Here is a 17848-nt window from a genome sequence, read left to right as displayed (position 1 = left end):
AAAAGGTGGTTAGACTTGTTTCAAACGAAGTCTAACCACCTTTTGCGTATTGGTAGAATGATTAAAATAGTACATCTGCTAATGTTGCATCTTTATCAAAAACCGATTTTGCAAATGGGCATAACGGCATAATTTTTAGCTGATCTTTACGTGCAAATGCAACTGCTGCCATCAGCATCTGTTTGCCCAGTCCCTTTCCCGCATAATCGGGGTCAACCTCAGTATGGTCTATAATGAATTTTGTAGGACCGGCCCAGGTATATGTCATTTGCGCAATGGATTTCTCTTGATCAATAACTTCGAAGCTACCGTGTTTATCGCTATTTTTTTGTATTACTTCCATATCAATGAATTTAATTAAAGGATTTGCAAAATAAACAAAATCCACCAATATATAACATGTGCTGTTTTCAGTAACCAGGCTAGGAGTATTGTAATAAATCTGTTGTTTTATCCAAATGGTTAATTATTGTCGTATATTCATGTAGATCCTGAGAAAGAACTATTTTCATTAGTTGGTACATAATTGGTTTTCCCCGTATTTTGTAAAAGTACGGGGATTTTTTGTTGATGGCTAATATTTTTAGTATGTTTGCTCTGCATTATGTGTATGAATCAAAGCAAAAAACAAGAGTTTGCCATTGTGGACATTGAGACTACAGGCGGCAATGCAAAATCCAGCAGGATTACTGAAGTTGCCATTGTTATTCATGATGGTAATCAAGTTTTGGAACGTTGGGAGACACTGGTTAATCCGGGAAAGGAAATTCCTAATTCGATTTTTGCACTTACCGGTATAGACAACGATATGGTGAAAGACGCTCCATTATTTGATGAAGTTGCCGAACATATTTTCAGTATGCTCAAAGACCGCATTTTTGTTGCCCATAATGTTAATTTTGACTATTCATTTATTCGTTTCCAGCTTCAAGAATCAGGATTTGAATGGTCGGCCATAAAATTATGTACCGTGCGTTATGCGCGAAAAATAAAACCAGGATTATTATCCTATAGTTTGGGACGTTTATGTGATTACTTAGATATTCCGATTGAAAATAGACACCGTGCGGGTGGTGATGCCGATGCAACAGCCATTCTTTTTGCATATTTAAAAGTGCTGGACACCGACCAGGTATTTCAAGATATGATCAAACATAAAGCGGTTGATCAGCGTTTTCCGCCACATTTGAATCCGCTGGAGTACGAACAATTACCCAATGAAGCAGGGGTCTATTATTTTCACGATAAAGATGGAAAAGTCATTTATGTTGGCAAGGCCGTGAATATAAAAAAAAGGGTGTTATCTCATTTTACCGGCAATAATATTCAGGCGCAAAGGCAACATTTCTTAAAAGAGATTCATCATATAAGTTATGAATGCTGTGGGACAGAACTGATGTCATTGTTATTGGAGTGTGCTGAGATCAAAAGGTTTTGGCCAAAATATAATAGAGCGCTTAAACGATATGAACCTAAATTCGGTTTATTCTCTTACGAAGATCAAAATGGCTACCTCCATCTGGCTATAGGGAAGGTAAACAGGGGACAATCCTGTATTCAGCTTTTTCAGCGTGAATATGACGCTATTCAGTTGTTGCAGTCATTTATTCAACATGGGGATATTAATCCGCAATTTTGTCAGTTTGGGCAGGCCAGTTTGTCTACGAAATCCATTAAGAAGGATGAATTGCCCGATCGCGACCTGCACAATACCCGGGTTGAACGTTGTATCGAGGATTGGCTCAAACAGCAGCCATCCTATGTATTGATCGATAAAGGCCGTCATGGAGATGAAAAAAGCTGTATTGTTGTTGAAAATGGCCTTTTTTACGGAATGGGTTATATAGATCAATACTGCCAATACCAAGATCTTGAAGATGTAAAAGGACAGGTTCAAAAATATCAAAGCAATCATTATATGATGGAGTTGGTCAAAATGGCAGCGGAAAGGCAGCCTGCTAAGATATATTTTTTAACAAAAACAACAGTTTTACCTGCCAAAGCGGCGGAGACGGCTTTTTCGTATGACAAATGGGCTCCAAATAGTCTTTTTGGGCTGTTTGAATAGCCTCTTTTTCGTTTAATAGTTATTGTTATTTTCCAAATAGTCATCTCAATCTCCGTAATCTGTTAAAGAAATGTGAAATAGTGATTCGCGCGCGATTTTGGTCCAATAGTTGAAATATATCTGATGTAGAATATTAAAAAGACTTTTCATAATTTAGGTTAATAATTGGTTAGTTAAAACCTGGGGCTCCCAACCTCAGGTTTTCTTTTTTATTGTTTTAGAGCTTAACTTTTTTGTTAACGCGTATGCATATTTAGTTTGTCCAAAATAAAATTGTATTTTTTTAAATTAAAACATGTTTTTCAAGGTGTTGATTTTCAATAGTTTAATTTTTGTCCCCCTTTTGTCCCCCTAAGTTTTTTCTCTGTATAGTTAGTTTGATATACCTTAGTGTCAGCGTACTGTAATAGCGGAATTAGTAAAACAAAGATGGGGCGTTTTCTAAAAGTAGCTGCGGTATATCTTATCCATATCTTTATATATAAAAAGGGCCTTGGCCCTTTTTTTATGCATATCAACATAGTCGTTCAGCCAGCACTGCCGGTGACAGATAGGTGACCTAGATTTTAATATAGATATTTTTCTTTCGCAGGTAATAGGCGATCAGCCAATTAAAGGTGACAAAAAGCAGTGCGAACAGGGCAGAAGCCAAGGACTGAAACTGCCAGTTGCCGAACAATACTTGATAGCTAAAATTCCATAGATTCTGTTGTGTCTCCCCGATAAGAATAAAGCAACAAACTGTTGGGATCAGCCCACTGAGACAGTAAATAAATAGTGTGTTTTTACCGAAATCGTCAAATATGATATAAAATATTCCTTTGATATGCTGAAATTCGATGAGGTAAATTAATATGCCAAGGAAAGATAGTGCAATACCGGTTGTGAATACACAGTAACTGCATCTGCGCTTGGATTCCAGAACTCATCTGCCCAAGGAACCGAGTAAAACCAGATGTTGGCATTCTTTCGCTCAGTGTCACCCGCCTTGTCATAAGCTTCGACAAGATCCTTGGATGGTGTACCGTTCATGATCGCATAGTTAAAAGCATTATTTGTAAAAAAAGTCCCCGCAAGAAAGGTAAAAAAAAAGAGTATCTGTCGTCAACAGATACTCTTTTTTTTGAGTGTGCACTTCATTAAAAGTTTGGCTTCAATAGGTACTTGTCATAGAAGCGGAAGATATGATCAGCTGCTTCTTCCGCAGTATCCACAATACGGTACAGTTTTAAATCTTCTTCACTGATGTACTTGTTTGGAATCATCGTGTTCTGAACCCAATCCATTAGTCCTTTCCAATATTCTGAACCCACCAATACGATCGGAAAACGAGCAATTTTGCCCGTTTGAATCAAAGTGATTGCTTCAAAAAGCTCGTCCATTGTTCCAAAACCTCCTGGCATCACGATATATCCCTGAGAATACTTCATAAACATGACTTTTCTCACGAAAAAGTACTTAAATTCAAGCAGCTTGTCGCGGTCAATATATTTATTATGGAACTGTTCAAAGGGTAATTCAATATTTAATCCCACCGACTTTCCTCCAGATTCATAAGCACCTTTGTTTGCTGCCTCCATGATGCCCGGGCCACCGCCTGAGATAATACCATAACCACGTTCTGTCAATAAACTGGCAATATCTACCGCCATTTGATAATATTTATGTTCACGTGGGGTACGTGCAGAGCCAAATATCGAAACGCAGGGGCCAATTTTTGCCAATTTCTCAAATCCATCCACAAACTCCGACATCACTTTAAAAATCTGCCAAGAGTCTTTCACTTTAATTTCCTGCCATGTTTTGTTTTCAAATGCGCGGATAATTTTATCTTCTTTTGTAATGTCCATATATAACGTTATACATTTTAATTTCTAAAATCAATTTTCCAAAAAGGAATACAATATAGCTATTTTTTTAATACTAGCTACTTTTTCTGATTATTCTTACATTTGCATTATGAATTTTTCTTCTAAACTTCTCGAGAACGCTGTTGCTGAATTTGGTAAGTTACCTGGCGTGGGACAAAAGACGGCGTTGAGATTGGTATTGCACTTACTTAAGCAGGCGGATGCGGACGTAGCCCGTTTTACAGCTTCGATCGATCGATTGAAGGAGGATATTCAATATTGCCAGGAATGTTTTAATATTTCAGATCATAGTATCTGTGAAATATGCGCCTCATTTAAGCGGGATAAAAGCTTAATCTGTGTTGTTGAAGATACACGCGATGTGATGGCGATTGAAAACACAAATTCTTATCAAGGGGTATATCATGTGTTAGGTGGTCTGATTTCACCGATGGATGGAATAGGCCCTGCGGATCTTAAAATAGAAGGATTGCTCAACCGGATCCAGCGCGGAGAAGTTGAGGAAGTTATTCTGGCACTTTCTGCAACAATGGAAGGGGATACCACCATTTTTTATTTGTATCGGAAATTACGTGAGTTTGATGTAAAAATAACAACAATCGCCCGTGGTATAGCATTTGGTGGAGAATTGGAATATGTGGATGAACTTACTCTAGGACGGTCCATTGCAACAAGGGTTCCTTATGAGCGCCATGTTGGTTAATTGTATTTCAGGTAGATTTGTTTGACTCCTTCATGAACCTTTCTTCCTTTGTCGATTTGCTGTTTTCGCCATAGGTAGTCGTTGATCATACGATTTGATCGTTTGTTTTTTAAGATGTTGATGTAGGCGATTTTGCCTATCATTGTGTTCTTTAAACCCAGCAATGAACAAGAGTAACTTCCCAATAGATAATGATTGTAATAAAGGTGGATTTCGCGCATCAGCTTTCGTTTCCATTTAGTGGTTGGATAGGCCGCTTTAACAGGTTCTTCCATAAGTGCCTGTGCCAATGCTAAGCTGTCCTGATCACCTTCTTTTTGTGTCATTGTCCAATAGTATAAAGCTTTGATAGCTTGCTCCTCCGAATCCGGTAGTAATTGCGAGGGGATACCTAATAGAGTGCCAATGTATTTCCACAAGTGAAAGAGACCTTCGATTTCACTTTTTAATACATTAAATTTCATTAACTTAAGGCCTGTTAGATAAACTAGGGAAAAACCTAGGTTTGTTGCTAGCATATCCCATGTGTTTAATGGGACACCCCATTTTTCTATTTGCCAATGACCGTGCTTTATAATGTTCAATCGTGCATAAGAGTGGATACATCGTGTAAGTAAAATAGCTTCAATTCCAATATTCCCTTTCTTTAGGGCATTATTACCCGTGATGTCAACCCAAAAGGTTACCGTTTCCGTAAGGCGTTTAACAGCTCCTTTTTTAAGTGCTCCCGTAAAAATCAAGGGTTTATTGATGGCGCTGGATTCATAACCTCCCATAAGGACATAATCCCGCAATACAATGAGTCCAGATAAGCCCGACCGTTGACTAAGACCAATTCCTTCTTCAATTTTAGTCCAGTCTAACCAGGATGGAGCTAGATCAAGGCTGCTTATAAAGTTAGTCAGCAAAGGCTTATAGGCCGCTTCAATACTTTTGCCTGCAAGTGCATCTTTGAGCAACTGTTGTCCCTTGGAAAAACCAATTTTTAGATGAAGCTGTTCCACAAGCATGTCGCAGCAGTTATCGTGCTGATAGAGTAAAGGGATAAATTGATCGGCATCGGAAAGCAATGGTTTCTGTTGCAATTTTTGGAGCAATTCGACACCAGGCCCCTTTGTCCAATAGAAAGAAAATGAACTTGTATTAACTTGATAACGTTCGGGTATTTGCATGTCTTTTATTGAATTGACCAAACTGTATAAGATCCAGTAAGTGTGATCGTATCATTTGATTTATTAAACTTAAAGTCTATGTAATCCATTTGACAAGATAGGATATCACTACAGCAAAATTGACGGTCGATCTTAAAATGAAGTCTGAAGGAACCTCCAGTACCATCTGTATCAAATGAAAGTGAACTCATGCTTAAGTCACTTAAATGTGGACCGCCATCTTTATCCACTAATTGCTCCACAACATGGTCATTGATTACTTTCCGATGTTTTTCAATGAAGGGCAGAAGCTCCTGATTGGTGAATGGTATGATCAAATCGCCTTCTTTTGTTGGGATTCCGATGTTTATTTCTGTCATCTTATTATTGTCTATGAATAAAGATTTTTCCAGTTTGGGATATATAAACTGAAAATTGCTTCTGTTTCCTTGCGGGTCTTATGCGCGAATTTACAGAAAGCCTTTAGAATAATCAGATTGATGTGTTCTTTTTCAAAATCAATTAGCCGATTTGAAAAATGAAATCCACCTTCAACGATTCTAAAATCGCTCTTGGATAATTTATGGATGCTTACTGTAGCTACGTCATAAATATCTAATTGTTCCTCCCAGTAAGCAATCTGCTTTATTACTTCATGATAGAGTAATTTTTGGCTCCATTTGTACAGTATGTTCAACGTATTTATGTTCTTCTTTTGATATACACATATGCTCGTCGCTGTTAATTCAATGGTAGCTAACGTCGAGGAAGGGTAGATCTTGACCAAATAAGGTTTTCCAAATAGGTAGTAGGGATCGTCAAGATAGGAATAGGATAGATCTTCCGATTTACGTTCTGGAGGATTTAACTTGATGTACGCTTTAAGGAAAGCAACATCGCAATGTGCTGGAGCATGTACACGATAGGGAGATGAACTGCCCAAAATTTGGATATAATCTTTATTCCAGGGGACTATTTCATAAAATATATGACCGATTTCGATTTGCATTTTCCGACGTTCAATTATAGACCTGTTCTACTGTGTCAAAGTAACAATATTTTTTGCGTTAAAGAAATGCGACATGAAAAAAGAAGGTTTGCCCAATTAGCTTCGCATCATCGTCGTGTACGAGTTGGGTCAGCTTGGGCTATTGACCGGTGTTTCATTGGCGTTTCTTCGGTGTTTCTTCGGCAAGTATGGTGTATTTGCTGTGGACTGGTTCTGTACAAGTAGGGGACTACTTCGCGTGCTGTTCGGCTCTTGTTCGCCCTGTTGCCGATGGCTAGCCGAACAGGGGCCGAAGCGATGTCGAAGATGTCCCGACCCAGTCTAGACGCTGTTCCGAATCAGTTCCGGACCGTTGCCGAATACTGTAGGGACTTGAGGGGACTTGAAGGGACTTTAGGGGATTTGAAGGGACTTATAGCCTTTTTTGTACGCTGACATTTATGATGTTTGCTGTGGAAATAGGTTTTTGTTTTTCTTATATTTATGTTATCTTCGGATTACTGCTTATGTATCATATCAACGACCATTTTCCAATATTAGATCTTCAAAAATTCCAGGACCGGACCATCCCTGACTGTGATTTGCTTTTCCATGAACTCATTGGCCCACGGGAGATTAATGAACCACATAAACACGATTTTTTTATACTTTTATTGTTTCAGGAGTCTGTAGGTACGCATACGATAGACTTTGATCGTTTTGTACTTGGCACAAATCAGCTACATCTGGTTTTTCCTGGGCAGGTACATCAATGGCAGATGGCCGACCCTACCTACGCATTGCAGCTGATGATCAGTAGGCGCTGGTTCGAAAGCCTATTGCCGGCATTGCGATATCCCATTTCTTATTATTTGAAGCATTTAGTCATCAATCTTTCTGACGCAAGCTTTCAATCGTTATTAGTTGAATTCAAGGCAATTTCCGAAAATCTGAAAGAGGAGGAGATTTTATGGGAATTGGTCTATGCACGGCTTAAAGTTATCGCACTTCTAATCAGTAAGATTGTTCAGGATAATTTTGATGATTATGAACAATATCAGGATAATCCGATTATGGCAAAATTTATCCAACTTATCGATGAATGGTATAAAAGCGAAAAATCAGTCGCATTTTATGCCGAGAAACTAAATATTTCGGCAAATTATCTGAATGTGTTGAGCAATCGGGTTTTACAGAAGTCAGCGTCATTTTTGATTCAGGAACGTGTTTTATTGGAAGCAAAGCGCTTGCTGAAAATTTCGGATAAAACGATCAAAGCTATTGTCTTTGATCTGGGGTTTTACGATAATGCAAGCTTCAGCAAGTTTTTTAAAAGCCATACGAACATGACCCCAAGTCAATTTAAAGCACAGCCATAATATCTACACAAGCTGTGATAATTCGTACAAAGATCATTATCACAAATCACTTAGCTTTGGTAAAAATGATATAGGCATGAATGAAAGCAATCAGAATCAAGACACTTATTTATTGAAGAACGTATTACTAGAAACAGGGTTTCTTTATGAGAAGGAAGAAGTTGTTGCTACGAAAACGGCATTATTTGATATTCAAATTGAGTCAAATAAAATAAAAAGTATTGAGTCAGCGCAATCGAAGACGAACGGAAAAGCCTTTGATGTGAAGGGAAAATTGGCATTACCACCATTTCGCGACATGCATATCCATTTGGACAAAACCTTATACGGTCTGCCCTGGAAGGCGGTATTTCCAAAAAACAGGACTGTAAAAGATATGATTGCCAAAGAACAGGTGATCATCCCCGAATTGCTGAAAACATCCGTTGAACGGGCTGAAAAGTTAATTGGACTTTTGCAGGGCTACGGGACAAATTTTGCACGCACGCATTTTAATGTAGACCCAACATCGGGGACAAAGTCATTGGAGCATTTGTTACAGGCGCTGGAACATTTAAAATATTCCTTTGCTGCAGAACTGGTCGCATTCCCCCAACATGGGTTATTCTATACAGAATCCGCGAAGTTAATGGAGGAAGTTGCAAAATGGAGACAGGTGGATTTCATTGGCGGTTTGGATCCCTTTAGTATTGACGGTAGCATTGAGAAACCGATGGATCTAACTGTACAGCTTGCATTGGATAATAAAAAAGGAATCGACATCCATTTGCATGAAAGCGGGGAATCAGGTGTGAAGACTATTCATTATCTGATTGATAGAGCATTGGAAAATCCAACACTGCAGGGACGTACTTTTATCAGTCATGCTTTCGCTTTGGGGTATATGCCGAAGAAAGATCTCGAATATACTGCAGAGCGGCTTGCTGCGGCGAAAGTCGGAATATGTAGTTCTGTTCCTTTCCGCAATATGTTGATGCCATTTCGGGAACTGAAAAAGGCGGGAGTGGAAATTTTTGTAGGGAACGACAATGTTCAGGACCATTGGGGTACTTTCGGAAGTGGTAATATGCTTCAAAAAGCCAATCTCACCGCGCAATTGTATGGTTATGAAACTGAATTCGAACTATCTCGTTGCCTTCGTTATGCGACCAATGGCAAAATTCCACTTGATGACCATGGAAATTCCGTGTGGCCAAAAGTAGGAGATGATGCTAGCCTACTTTTTGTCGACGCTAGTTGTTCGGCAGAAGCAGTTTCTCGTATCTCGACCGTCGATGGGCTTATTCATCAGGGAAATGTCGTCAAATGGGACAATAATAATCAGGCCTAACTGAAAGTAACGGATAATCAGCACATTGAAAATGCCAATTTATCGTCTAGAAAATTGGCAATTTCAATGCTGGGGCGTAACGTTTAGTGTAGGAAAGTCGTCTTGCAGTAATCTATTTTATAAGAACCTTGCTCATTGACCAATTGAACTTCATTTTTTGTTCGAATGTCATTACCGTAATCAATAAAAACGATAAATTTGCTTTCAGTTATTTTGTCGATTTTAACATCCTTGATATCCAATGCGTCGTCATTACCTCTTCCAAATAACCAGGTTTCCTCTGTATTTAAGGGGTAGATTTTTCCCCATTTGGCCTTGTAAGCTGCCTCAGCTTGGGGTAGTTCTTCATCCGTGAGGTTAGATGGTCCGTAAATTTCATTGGCATCTTTTAAAAAGGCTTGGAATCGCTTGGTACATAATGCATCCTCTTTATCCAGATAGTAACAATATTTTCCAGATGCGGAACCTGTACATTGAAAAATTCCTTTCAACCAGGTTTCAGCTTGCTGATGCTGACCCACTGCCGTGTCCTGCTCCGCTGTTCTTGTGCTGTCTTTGAATGGTATTTGCTTTGCAGGATGATTTGCAGTAGCGCTTTTATGGTCTTGCGCTGAATTTGTACAGCTTGCTAGCATGCAAAACAGCACTATTGTTGTATATAAACTCTTCATGTTTTGATATCGTCTTAATCTAGGGATAAAATTAGGATATAAATCGCATAACATAATCACGGATTACCGCTATATTCGACAGAATATTCACCAAAAAATCTAATTTCCCATTTTTCCTGAAATAAAGCCGAGCTCCGTGCGCCTGTCCTGTGGCGAATAGACGCAATGCATCTGCGTAGTTAAGGATCTTTAATCTTTTTTGATACTGATTATATATTTTTATTTGTTGTATATCAGTGTTTTGTCTTTATTTTTAGATTTTTCTTGTTTCTTTTTATTGTTACGCAAATTCCCTGCGTATTAACCCGACGATATTTGTAATGTCAACAATGACAAACGTTCTTTGATGGAAATTATAGCGAAAAGCTTTAAGATATATACTTTATAGTAAAGTATAAAGAAGCCTTTCTTCTTCAGATGGTATCCTGGTCACCTGTTTCAATATAGCAGGTTAGTATTGTCCTCTATGAGATTCAATATACTGATAAAACGAGAAGATGAGAGGAAAATGCTAGTGTTAGAGGTTCGAATCCTCACCCGGACTTTTGAATCCCGCTTGAGGTCAAGGGATAAAAAATAGCAGGTTTTATAATAGAAATGATGAAAATTTAAAAGAATATTCTGATGAAAAGAATACAGATAACTACAGAAGAAATCGGATTGGTTGTTAAGAACAATGCGGTGATCCGCGTTTTGAATTCCGGTAACTACTGGCTGGGATTTGGTGAAAAACTGGAGAAGTATACGACTACTCATCCATTTCCTTCCGGTCGTAATATCGACGTGCTGTTGCAGTTGCCAGGTTTTCGAGAATTGGTCGATATCGTTGAAGTGGGTGATGCTGAGATCTGTCTTGTTTTTTTAAACAATAATTTCGAAAAGACATTAGCCTCCGGTAGACATGTTTTTTGGAAGGAATTGCGCGAACGCCGATTTCAATTGGAAGACATTACGGAGATTGAGATCCCTGCATCTGTTAACCGTCAGTTATTGGAGAAGCAGGCTTTGACCTACTATGTGCGACAATATAAGGTAGAAGCAAATGAGAAAGCTTTGCTTTTTGTGGACGGTGTTTTTGTTGATATTTTGAGCCCGGGTACATATTGCTGGTGGAAGAATTCGAAAACGATCGCTATTTCAAAAGCCGATATGCGGGTTTTGACATTAGATATTGTAGGACAGGAAATTCTGTCTAAGGATAAGGCACAGATTCGGATCAATTTTACATTGCAATATCAGATTGTGGATATCGTTAAAGCGCTATTGGACAATAAGGAATACGAGAAACAATTGTATTCTCTGATGCAGCTGACTTTGCGCTCGTATATCGGTCAAATGACTTTAGACGAACTGATGGAAAAGAAAATAGAACTACAGGCCTATGTTTTAGAAAACACGGCAAAGCAAGTTGCCCGTTTGGGTTTAACGTTGTTAACCTGTGGTGTGAAGGATGTTATTTTACCTGGTGATGTACGAGATATCATGAACCAGGTATTAATTGCTGAGAAGCGGGCCCAGGCCAATATTATTATGCGCCGTGAAGAGACAGCGTCAACAAGAAGTTTGTTAAATACGGCAAAGTTAATGGAAGAAAACAATATGCTGTTTAAACTAAAGGAGATGGAATATGTTGAGAAAATTGCCGAGAAAATAAATTCAATTTCGGTCTCCGGAAATGGGCAGATTGTTGATCAATTAAGGCAACTTTTTGTGAAATAAAGTATTAATAAGTAGAAAGAGGTGCAGGTAGCAACATAAAGAGCCGTTGTTACCTGCTTTGGAAGAGCTGAAAAGCTATTCCACTAAATTAGAAAATCAAAAAATGGAAAATAAACGAATAAATGGCAATGATTTAATTGCATTAGGATATAAAGAAAACCATACATTGGGTGTGGCATTGAAAATTAATAGTAAGAGACACGGGTTTACACGTGCTGATATGCTCGCAAGATTTAAATCTGTCTTGGAAGATCCCAATGATTATATCGAAGACGCCGTTTTCGGGATTTTAGCGCATGCTATATTAGGCCAAGAAGCTGTTGACAAATCATTAATTGCTCTTAATGAAACGCCAGCAGACTATGTGACTTATGGTTCATCGGAAATCGAGACAGGTGCGAAAGTACAGATGAACATCGCTATGAAATTGCCCGTTGCAATTGCTGGAGCGCTGATGCCAGATGCGCATCAAGGTTACGGATTGCCGATCGGCGGTGTACTTGCCACCAATAACGCGGTGATTCCCTACGGTGTTGGTGTTGATATTGGCTGCCGGATGGCTTTGTCCATTTTTGACTTACCCGCGTCATTTCTCGAGAGCCATCTGTCGACATTGAAAGATATTATTATGCGAAACACTAAATTTGGCGCAGGCAATGGATATCTGCGACATGAACGGGTAGATCATGAAGTGATGGATAGCAAATTGTTTGCCGAGCATAATCTGCTTTCTTCTTTGAAGGATAAAGCTTGGACGCAATTGGGATCTTCCGGAGGTGGAAATCATTTTGTGGAGTTTGGTATCGTCGAATTTGAAAAGAAGGATGAGGCATTAAATATTGAAAGCGGTAGCTATCTAGGATTGCTGACCCATTCTGGGTCCAGAGGGTTTGGTGCTACCATTGCGGCGCATTACACGAAATTAGCCAAATCCTTGTGTAAGTTACCTTACCAAGCTGAAAACCTTGCATATCTGGACTTGAACACACATGAAGGGCAAGAGTACTGGTTAGCCATGAGTCTTGCAGGTGATTATGCATCTGCCTGCCATGAAGTAATTCATGATAAAATAGAGGCGGCATTGGGAGCGACATTGCTGGCGAAGGTGGAGAACCATCATAATTTTGCATGGAAGGAAACTTGGAACGGACAAGATGTAATTGTACACCGAAAGGGGGCTACTCCGGCAGCAGAAGGAGTTATGGGGATTATTCCGGGCTCTATGGCTACCCCTGGATTTTTGGTTAGGGGGAAGGGGGCGTTGAATTCCATACAGTCAGCATCGCATGGAGCGGGGCGTTTGATGAGTCGTACGCAGGCTGTTAAAACTTTATCTTCTAATGATCTGAACAAGATACTTAAAGATCAAGGTGTAATGTTAATTGGAGCAGGGATGGATGAAGCGCCAATGGCGTATAAAGATATCCATACGGTCATGGCATCACAAAAAGATCTTGTTGATATTGTGGCTAAGTTTTCACCAAAAATTGTTCGTATGGCTGACGATGGTAGCCGAGAAGACTAATGAAGCATAAAAGCGGCCCTCAAAGATAGGGGGCCGCTTTTATGCTCGGATCAGGCCAGCCTAATTTTAAACCAATCATTTAGCTATTGCTGCTTCCTTGTACGTGTATACGTTATATGGGTATAGTTTTTTAGCCAGGGCTTTCGCAATAAAACTGCTAATGAGCAATGGAGCTAATAATAGATATCCTGACGGTACGAGACTTGCAATAATAAAGATGGCTGTAAAAGGGGCGTGAATGGCAGCAGAAAGCATCGCTGCAGCACCAAAAAGAGCAAAATTAATCACGATAAGTTGTGTTCCGAGGTAATGGTTGCAAAGCTGTGCAAATAAAACACCTAACAGTGCGCCTGTTACGATACTGGGAGCAAATACACCGCCATCACCTCCCGCACCCAATGTAAGAGAGGCTACAAGGGGTTTTAAGAGGACAAGCAGAAGAAGTGGAAGAAAGTAGAATAAATTTATCGAATCATGGAAACTGCTTTTTAGAATTTCTCCAAGACCATGATAGCTATCCCCGTAGAGTACCGGTAAAAAAAAGATAAATGTTCCTACGGTTACCGCGCCAAGATTAACACGGATAAAGTTGCTTTTTATACCTGCAAAATAGGATTTTGCATAGATAACGATTTTTGTAAAGTAAAGCGCCAAAATCCCACCAATCAGTCCTAAAATAGCTACAAAGGGAATTGCCTGCCATCGCCACGCTTCCACTGCAAATGTGAATAAAGGGCTGGAATCAACATAGTAGACAAAGACAGAAGCCAGGGCCATTGAAGTTAGTCCACTTATGAGCAATGTCCTATTATATTTTCTTGCGATTACTTCAAATGCAAAAAGAAAACCTCCTAATGCACTTCCAAATAAAAGTGTTACTCCAGCTATTACACCCGCACAGATCAACTCCGTTTTATAAGCCCAAGCCGGATGTAATCTTTTATAAGCCTGATTGCCCACTGTAGCTGTAGCAACTACAGTGGAGACTTCGACTCCGGTTGATCCCCCAAAAATAACAGTTAAAAAGCCATTGATATAGTGCGAGGGAATTTTAAAGAAAGGCAGATGATCTTTTCTCGTTTCCAAGGTGGTATAGATTTCCTTAATTCCTTTATTTTTTCTGTTTTGAAAAACATATTTCCGTAAGAAATAAATTGCTGTGATGCCAATACTGGGTAAAACAATAAACAATCTAGGATCCCAGGAAGAAACTTTTTCAAATAATTCTTCTTGTACATAGGCTGTGCTGTGCTTGAGCGTATAAGCTAATATGCAGCAAATAACACTAACAACAGCTGAGCTTGCAATTAATTTTATATAGCTATATCGAACGACTTTTTTCCTGTATATCGTATTGCCTTCCATAACATCTTGCTTTAATTCGGCACAAAGGTACGTGATATTTAGTTTAAAGTAAATGGCAAATGGTTTAAGACATACTTTTTGTTACGTTATAACCCTTACTGTATACCGATGAAAATATCCACCTTAGCATCCTGAGGATTCTGTGCTTTTTCGCCATATATCTCAAAGTCGGCGGTGTATGTTCTAGGTAAATCTGTATCCCAGATCTTTTGCCAAGCTTCATAAACGACACCATCCGCTAAATTTCCTTCAGCAGTAAAATGCTGGTACTGATTTTGTTCGATATGTATACCATCCATGTCTTCAGGCAACTCTTCAAGACCAGAAACTTTACAGCCTAAAATTGTGGTATACGGCAAAGTATGATCCTTTTCATATTCAGTATAAATGCAATAGAGCTCGTTGGATACTTTATTAGGGATTCGACTTAAAATATCTTCCTTAAAAAAGCGATTCCACAATTCGGGAATGTCTTTTGCTGCTTGTCCATTTTGGTTGCTTGTACGGATAGCCAGCCCAATAATACTAAAAGAAGGGATTATTTTATTTTTCATGTGCTTGAGTTTTATACCAAAGTTAATGGCCGTAAATGACAACAGCATGTCATGAATAATGGGTTAATGTTGTTTTTTCCAAATTTTATCAACTTGAGAAAGATATTCAGATAATGCTGCCGAACCATACCATGTATAAAATGAAGCTTCCAGAAGATTATTTTTTATTGCTGGATCGCTTTGCAAAACTTCTTTTGCTTCCGCAATCGTTTTTAAATGATTTAGGATAAAAAGCCCCCTGAAGTTACTCTCATTTTTTCCAAACGGACCTGCAACGATAAGCTGTCCACTTTTTACTAAGCGAGTAATGTTTTCCATATGTCCCTTGAAGCATTCACTTATAAATTGCTGGTCTGTTGTTATGTTGCTGCCAGTCTTAAGCAATACAAAAATGTAACTCTTCATGCCATAATCATCAGCACCTAATTTTGCCGCCAAATCTTTATCATAATTTTGATTTTCTGCGGCCGTTTCAGTTGCAATTTTCTGTGCAAAAAAGGAACGGATCTTTCCCGATTTGCCTTCCACCACAATATGGAGCCTGTTATCGGATAACGGGGTATAGCGAATGTAATTTGGGAAATCGTGCGCCTCATTCACAAAAGAATAGGTGCTGTCATGGTAAGTCAGTTCGAAACTTACTTCCTTCCCATTGTTCTGTCCGATAACTAACGCCGTATATATGATTTTATCATTTATCCTGCTTAATTTTAAATATTCACTGACTATTTTTTTGCCATTTTTCAATTCGTAGGAAAGACCTTTGAGTTCATTTGCGTTAATACGATCCCAATGTTCGTAACGTTCTTTGTCGTCAACCTTCCAGGTTCCCTCTAGAAAATGAGGAAAAGATACTTGTGAAAATAACGGTTGAGTAAGTCCCCAGCAAAAGAGCAGGGTAGCTATTGCAATTGCCTTCATATCGGGTTTGTAATTTGGTGGTTAGGATAATTATTTAAACAAAAAGTATTGTGCGGTATCCACGTGCTGCATAGTAGGAGATAGCCCCATTATGGTATGTGAAGACTTGGTTGTATCGCCGGTCACAAAATAGAGCACCACCAAGTTTACGCACAGCTTCTGGGGTTTGAATCCAGCTGGAGGTTTTTAAATCGAATTCTCCCAGCGTTTGTAGCTGGTGATACTGTTCTTCTGTAAGGAGTGCAGTTCCCATTTGTTTTGCCGCTTCATCCGCACTGCCGGCGGGCTTATTCTCTTTCCTGTCATCTAAGGCCTTTTGGTCATAGCACAAGCTTCTTCTTCCTTTTGGGCTTTCTTCGGCACAGTCTACATAAGCATATTGCAATGTGCTGGGTTCGATTATAATCAGATCAGGTTCACCGGAACTTTTTTCCATTTGAAATAAGCTCCATAATTTCTTTGGATTTCCAAGTAATTTAGTTTCAACCTCTTCCCAGGTTATCTTTGGATGTCTTTTTGGATACATTTCAAATCGTTCTTTTAAGATCTGAAGTAACTTTGACTGTTCTTGCTGTGTTAGTGAATTTTTCATAGCGGTTATCCTTGTTATGCTAAAATTACATATTTAATTCAAATGTCATGTAGTTTGAAATTGCAAAGAGATTAAATTTTTTATTCCCGAATTGAATTAAATTTATATTTTTACGTTCAATTTTTTAAATAAATATGGCTTCAGGAATATTTGCAATTCTAGATGATATTGCGGCGTTGATGGATGATGTAGCAGTTGCTAGCAAAATTGCAACAAAAAAAACGGCAGGAATTTTAGGTGACGATTTAGCTGTTAATGCAGAAAAAGCAACTGGTTTTTTGGCGTCGCGTGAACTCCCTGTTTTGTGGGCAATTACGAAAGGATCGTTGCTCAATAAGCTGATTATTGTTCCAATTGCATTGTTATTAAATGTTTTTTTTCCGATCGCTATCAAATACATTTTAATTTTGGGTGGTTTTTACCTTGCTTTTGAAGGTGTTGAGAAGATTATAGAATATTTGTTCCACCGAAAGCATGCTACTGGAGAAACAAACGTGGAGGAAATATTAGTGGAAAATACAGCTGTAGCTGAGAAAGCTAAAATTAAGTCGGCTATAACAACTGATTTTATTCTTTCGGTAGAAATTGTAATTATCGCTTTAGGGACAGTTTTGGGTAAAAGCCTATCTATTCAAATCATGACTGTATCGGTTGTTGCTTTTTTAGCTACTGTAGGAGTTTATGGTATTGTTGCTCTTATTGTTAGAATGGATGACGCGGGTTATAAATTGATTAAAACCTCGCATGAAAAAGGGCCTATTGCCAGTTTCGGCAAGCTGCTTGTTCGTGCGCTGCCGTTTGTTATTAAATTATTGGCCGTAGTGGGTACATTCGCCTTAATTTTGGTTTCAGGCGGTATATTTGCACATTATATTGATTTCTTACATCATGCACTACCAACATTTCCAGGTATCGTTAAAGAATTATTGTTTGGCCTCGGCGGAGGGGTTATCGTCGTGATCTTGTTTACGATCGGGAAAAAGATTTTTAAGAAAAAAAAATAAGCCATGG

The 17848-nt window shown here is 38.8% G+C and carries 18 protein-coding genes; 7 read left to right on the top strand and 11 right to left on the bottom strand.

What is annotated here, in order from left to right:
• Positions 1-61 precede the first annotated feature (61 nt).
• Entirely contained in the window at positions 62-343 is a 282-nt protein-coding gene (locus tag B3C94_RS16970) for a GNAT family N-acetyltransferase (protein ID WP_293905796.1), read from the bottom strand.
• A 267-nt stretch (positions 344-610) separates the two neighbouring features.
• Between B3C94_RS16970 and B3C94_RS16965 the strand changes: the two genes are divergently transcribed.
• Complete coding sequence (locus B3C94_RS16965; RefSeq protein WP_293905794.1) at positions 611-2068, top strand: exonuclease domain-containing protein; 1458 nt, start codon at positions 611-613, stop codon at positions 2066-2068.
• An 849-nt stretch (positions 2069-2917) separates the two neighbouring features.
• On the opposite strand, the gene B3C94_RS16960 is transcribed toward B3C94_RS16965, so the two are convergent.
• Both B3C94_RS16960 and B3C94_RS16955 read right to left on the bottom strand, forming a co-directional pair.
• On the bottom strand, positions 2918-3100 hold the full coding sequence (locus tag B3C94_RS16960) for a hypothetical protein (protein ID WP_293905791.1): 183 nt from the start codon (positions 3098-3100) through the stop codon (positions 2918-2920).
• Between the two features lie 107 nt (positions 3101-3207).
• Positions 3208-3912, bottom strand: coding sequence for a TIGR00730 family Rossman fold protein (locus tag B3C94_RS16955; protein WP_046673602.1), 705 nt, complete (start codon positions 3910-3912; stop codon positions 3208-3210).
• 115 nt (positions 3913-4027) lie between these two features.
• Here B3C94_RS16955 and recR point away from each other — a divergent pair, with 115 nt between their 5' ends.
• Positions 4028-4642 carry a recombination mediator RecR gene (recR, locus tag B3C94_RS16950; protein ID WP_293905789.1) on the top strand — a complete coding sequence of 205 codons (615 nt, stop codon included), beginning with the start codon at positions 4028-4030 and terminating at the stop codon, positions 4640-4642.
• Here recR and B3C94_RS16945 read toward each other — a convergent pair.
• The 3 genes from B3C94_RS16945 to B3C94_RS16935 are packed head-to-tail and all read right to left on the bottom strand — an operon-like array spanning position 4639 to position 6802.
• Positions 4639-5814 carry an oxygenase MpaB family protein gene (locus tag B3C94_RS16945; protein ID WP_293905787.1) on the bottom strand — a complete coding sequence of 392 codons (1176 nt, stop codon included), beginning with the start codon at positions 5812-5814 and terminating at the stop codon, positions 4639-4641. The two genes, recR and B3C94_RS16945, sit on opposite strands and share 4 nt — an antisense overlap.
• Before the next feature lie 5 nt (positions 5815-5819).
• Positions 5820-6173, bottom strand: a complete 354-nt coding sequence (locus tag B3C94_RS16940; protein WP_293905785.1) for a hypothetical protein — start codon at positions 6171-6173, stop codon at positions 5820-5822.
• Positions 6174-6184: 11 nt separating this feature from the next.
• Complete coding sequence (locus B3C94_RS16935; protein WP_293905783.1) at positions 6185-6802, bottom strand: hypothetical protein; 618 nt, start codon at positions 6800-6802, stop codon at positions 6185-6187.
• 506 nt (positions 6803-7308) lie between these two features.
• Between B3C94_RS16935 and B3C94_RS16930 the strand changes: the two genes are divergently transcribed.
• A complete protein-coding gene (locus B3C94_RS16930; protein ID WP_293905781.1) occupies positions 7309-8160 on the top strand; it encodes an AraC family transcriptional regulator in 852 nt (283 codons plus the stop codon).
• A gap of 76 nt (positions 8161-8236) precedes the next feature.
• The gene (locus B3C94_RS16925; RefSeq protein ID WP_293905779.1) at positions 8237-9490 is read left to right on the top strand and encodes an amidohydrolase; all 1254 of its coding nucleotides are present in this window, start codon (positions 8237-8239) and stop codon (positions 9488-9490) included.
• A gap of 83 nt (positions 9491-9573) precedes the next feature.
• On the opposite strand, the gene B3C94_RS16920 is transcribed toward B3C94_RS16925, so the two are convergent.
• Positions 9574-10161, bottom strand: a complete 588-nt coding sequence (locus B3C94_RS16920; protein ID WP_293905777.1) for a hypothetical protein — start codon at positions 10159-10161, stop codon at positions 9574-9576.
• 624 nt (positions 10162-10785) lie between these two features.
• On the opposite strand from B3C94_RS16920, the gene B3C94_RS16915 reads away from it, so the two are divergent.
• Positions 10786-11880, top strand: coding sequence for a slipin family protein (locus B3C94_RS16915; RefSeq protein ID WP_293905774.1), 1095 nt, complete (start codon positions 10786-10788; stop codon positions 11878-11880).
• Between the two features lie 103 nt (positions 11881-11983).
• Positions 11984-13405 carry an RtcB family protein gene (locus tag B3C94_RS16910; protein WP_293905772.1) on the top strand — a complete coding sequence of 474 codons (1422 nt, stop codon included), beginning with the start codon at positions 11984-11986 and terminating at the stop codon, positions 13403-13405.
• 75 nt (positions 13406-13480) lie between these two features.
• Here the strand turns inward: B3C94_RS16910 and B3C94_RS16905 are convergent, their stop codons facing one another.
• The 4 genes from B3C94_RS16905 to B3C94_RS16890 form a co-directional block, all read right to left on the bottom strand.
• Positions 13481-14770, bottom strand: coding sequence for a chloride channel protein (locus B3C94_RS16905; RefSeq protein WP_293905770.1), 1290 nt, complete (start codon positions 14768-14770; stop codon positions 13481-13483).
• Positions 14771-14865: 95 nt separating this feature from the next.
• Positions 14866-15324: a GyrI-like domain-containing protein gene (locus tag B3C94_RS16900; protein WP_293905767.1), complete on the bottom strand. Its 459-nt coding sequence runs from the start codon at positions 15322-15324 to the stop codon at positions 14866-14868.
• A 63-nt stretch (positions 15325-15387) separates the two neighbouring features.
• Positions 15388-16245 carry a DUF6265 family protein gene (locus B3C94_RS16895; RefSeq protein ID WP_293905764.1) on the bottom strand — a complete coding sequence of 286 codons (858 nt, stop codon included), beginning with the start codon at positions 16243-16245 and terminating at the stop codon, positions 15388-15390.
• Between the two features lie 34 nt (positions 16246-16279).
• Positions 16280-16837, bottom strand: coding sequence for a DUF4256 domain-containing protein (locus tag B3C94_RS16890; RefSeq protein WP_293905761.1), 558 nt, complete (start codon positions 16835-16837; stop codon positions 16280-16282).
• Positions 16838-16971: 134 nt separating this feature from the next.
• Between B3C94_RS16890 and B3C94_RS16885 the strand changes: the two genes are divergently transcribed.
• On the top strand, positions 16972-17841 hold the full coding sequence (locus B3C94_RS16885; protein WP_293905759.1) for a DUF808 domain-containing protein: 870 nt from the start codon (positions 16972-16974) through the stop codon (positions 17839-17841).
• The last annotated feature ends 7 nt before the right edge of the window (positions 17842-17848 follow it).

The sequence above is a fragment of the Sphingobacterium sp. UBA5670 genome (genome assembly GCF_002420705.1).
Classification (GTDB): Bacteria; Bacteroidota; Bacteroidia; order Sphingobacteriales; family Sphingobacteriaceae; genus Sphingobacterium.
This window is presented reverse-complemented; position numbering and strand designations above follow the sequence as displayed.

Excerpts from the sequence above, each read along its gene's own strand:
- B3C94_RS16970 (WP_293905796.1), bottom strand. The coding sequence starts at position 343 with ATGGAAGTAATACAAAAAAATAGCGATAAACACGGTAGCTTCGAAGTT.
- B3C94_RS16965 (WP_293905794.1), top strand. The coding sequence starts at position 611 with ATGAATCAAAGCAAAAAACAAGAGTTTGCCATTGTGGACATTGAGACT.
- B3C94_RS16960 (WP_293905791.1), bottom strand. The coding sequence starts at position 3,100 with ATGAACGGTACACCATCCAAGGATCTTGTCGAAGCTTATGACAAGGCG.
- recR (WP_293905789.1), top strand. The coding sequence starts at position 4,028 with ATGAATTTTTCTTCTAAACTTCTCGAGAACGCTGTTGCTGAATTTGGT.
- B3C94_RS16945 (WP_293905787.1), bottom strand. The coding sequence starts at position 5,814 with ATGCAAATACCCGAACGTTATCAAGTTAATACAAGTTCATTTTCTTTC.
- B3C94_RS16940 (WP_293905785.1), bottom strand. The coding sequence starts at position 6,173 with ATGACAGAAATAAACATCGGAATCCCAACAAAAGAAGGCGATTTGATC.
- B3C94_RS16935 (WP_293905783.1), bottom strand. The coding sequence starts at position 6,802 with ATGCAAATCGAAATCGGTCATATATTTTATGAAATAGTCCCCTGGAAT.
- B3C94_RS16930 (WP_293905781.1), top strand. The coding sequence starts at position 7,309 with ATGTATCATATCAACGACCATTTTCCAATATTAGATCTTCAAAAATTC.
- B3C94_RS16925 (WP_293905779.1), top strand. The coding sequence starts at position 8,237 with ATGAATGAAAGCAATCAGAATCAAGACACTTATTTATTGAAGAACGTA.
- B3C94_RS16920 (WP_293905777.1), bottom strand. The coding sequence starts at position 10,161 with ATGAAGAGTTTATATACAACAATAGTGCTGTTTTGCATGCTAGCAAGC.
- B3C94_RS16915 (WP_293905774.1), top strand. The coding sequence starts at position 10,786 with ATGAAAAGAATACAGATAACTACAGAAGAAATCGGATTGGTTGTTAAG.
- B3C94_RS16910 (WP_293905772.1), top strand. The coding sequence starts at position 11,984 with ATGGAAAATAAACGAATAAATGGCAATGATTTAATTGCATTAGGATAT.
- B3C94_RS16905 (WP_293905770.1), bottom strand. The coding sequence starts at position 14,770 with ATGGAAGGCAATACGATATACAGGAAAAAAGTCGTTCGATATAGCTAT.
- B3C94_RS16900 (WP_293905767.1), bottom strand. The coding sequence starts at position 15,324 with ATGAAAAATAAAATAATCCCTTCTTTTAGTATTATTGGGCTGGCTATC.
- B3C94_RS16895 (WP_293905764.1), bottom strand. The coding sequence starts at position 16,245 with ATGAAGGCAATTGCAATAGCTACCCTGCTCTTTTGCTGGGGACTTACT.
- B3C94_RS16890 (WP_293905761.1), bottom strand. The coding sequence starts at position 16,837 with ATGAAAAATTCACTAACACAGCAAGAACAGTCAAAGTTACTTCAGATC.
- B3C94_RS16885 (WP_293905759.1), top strand. The coding sequence starts at position 16,972 with ATGGCTTCAGGAATATTTGCAATTCTAGATGATATTGCGGCGTTGATG.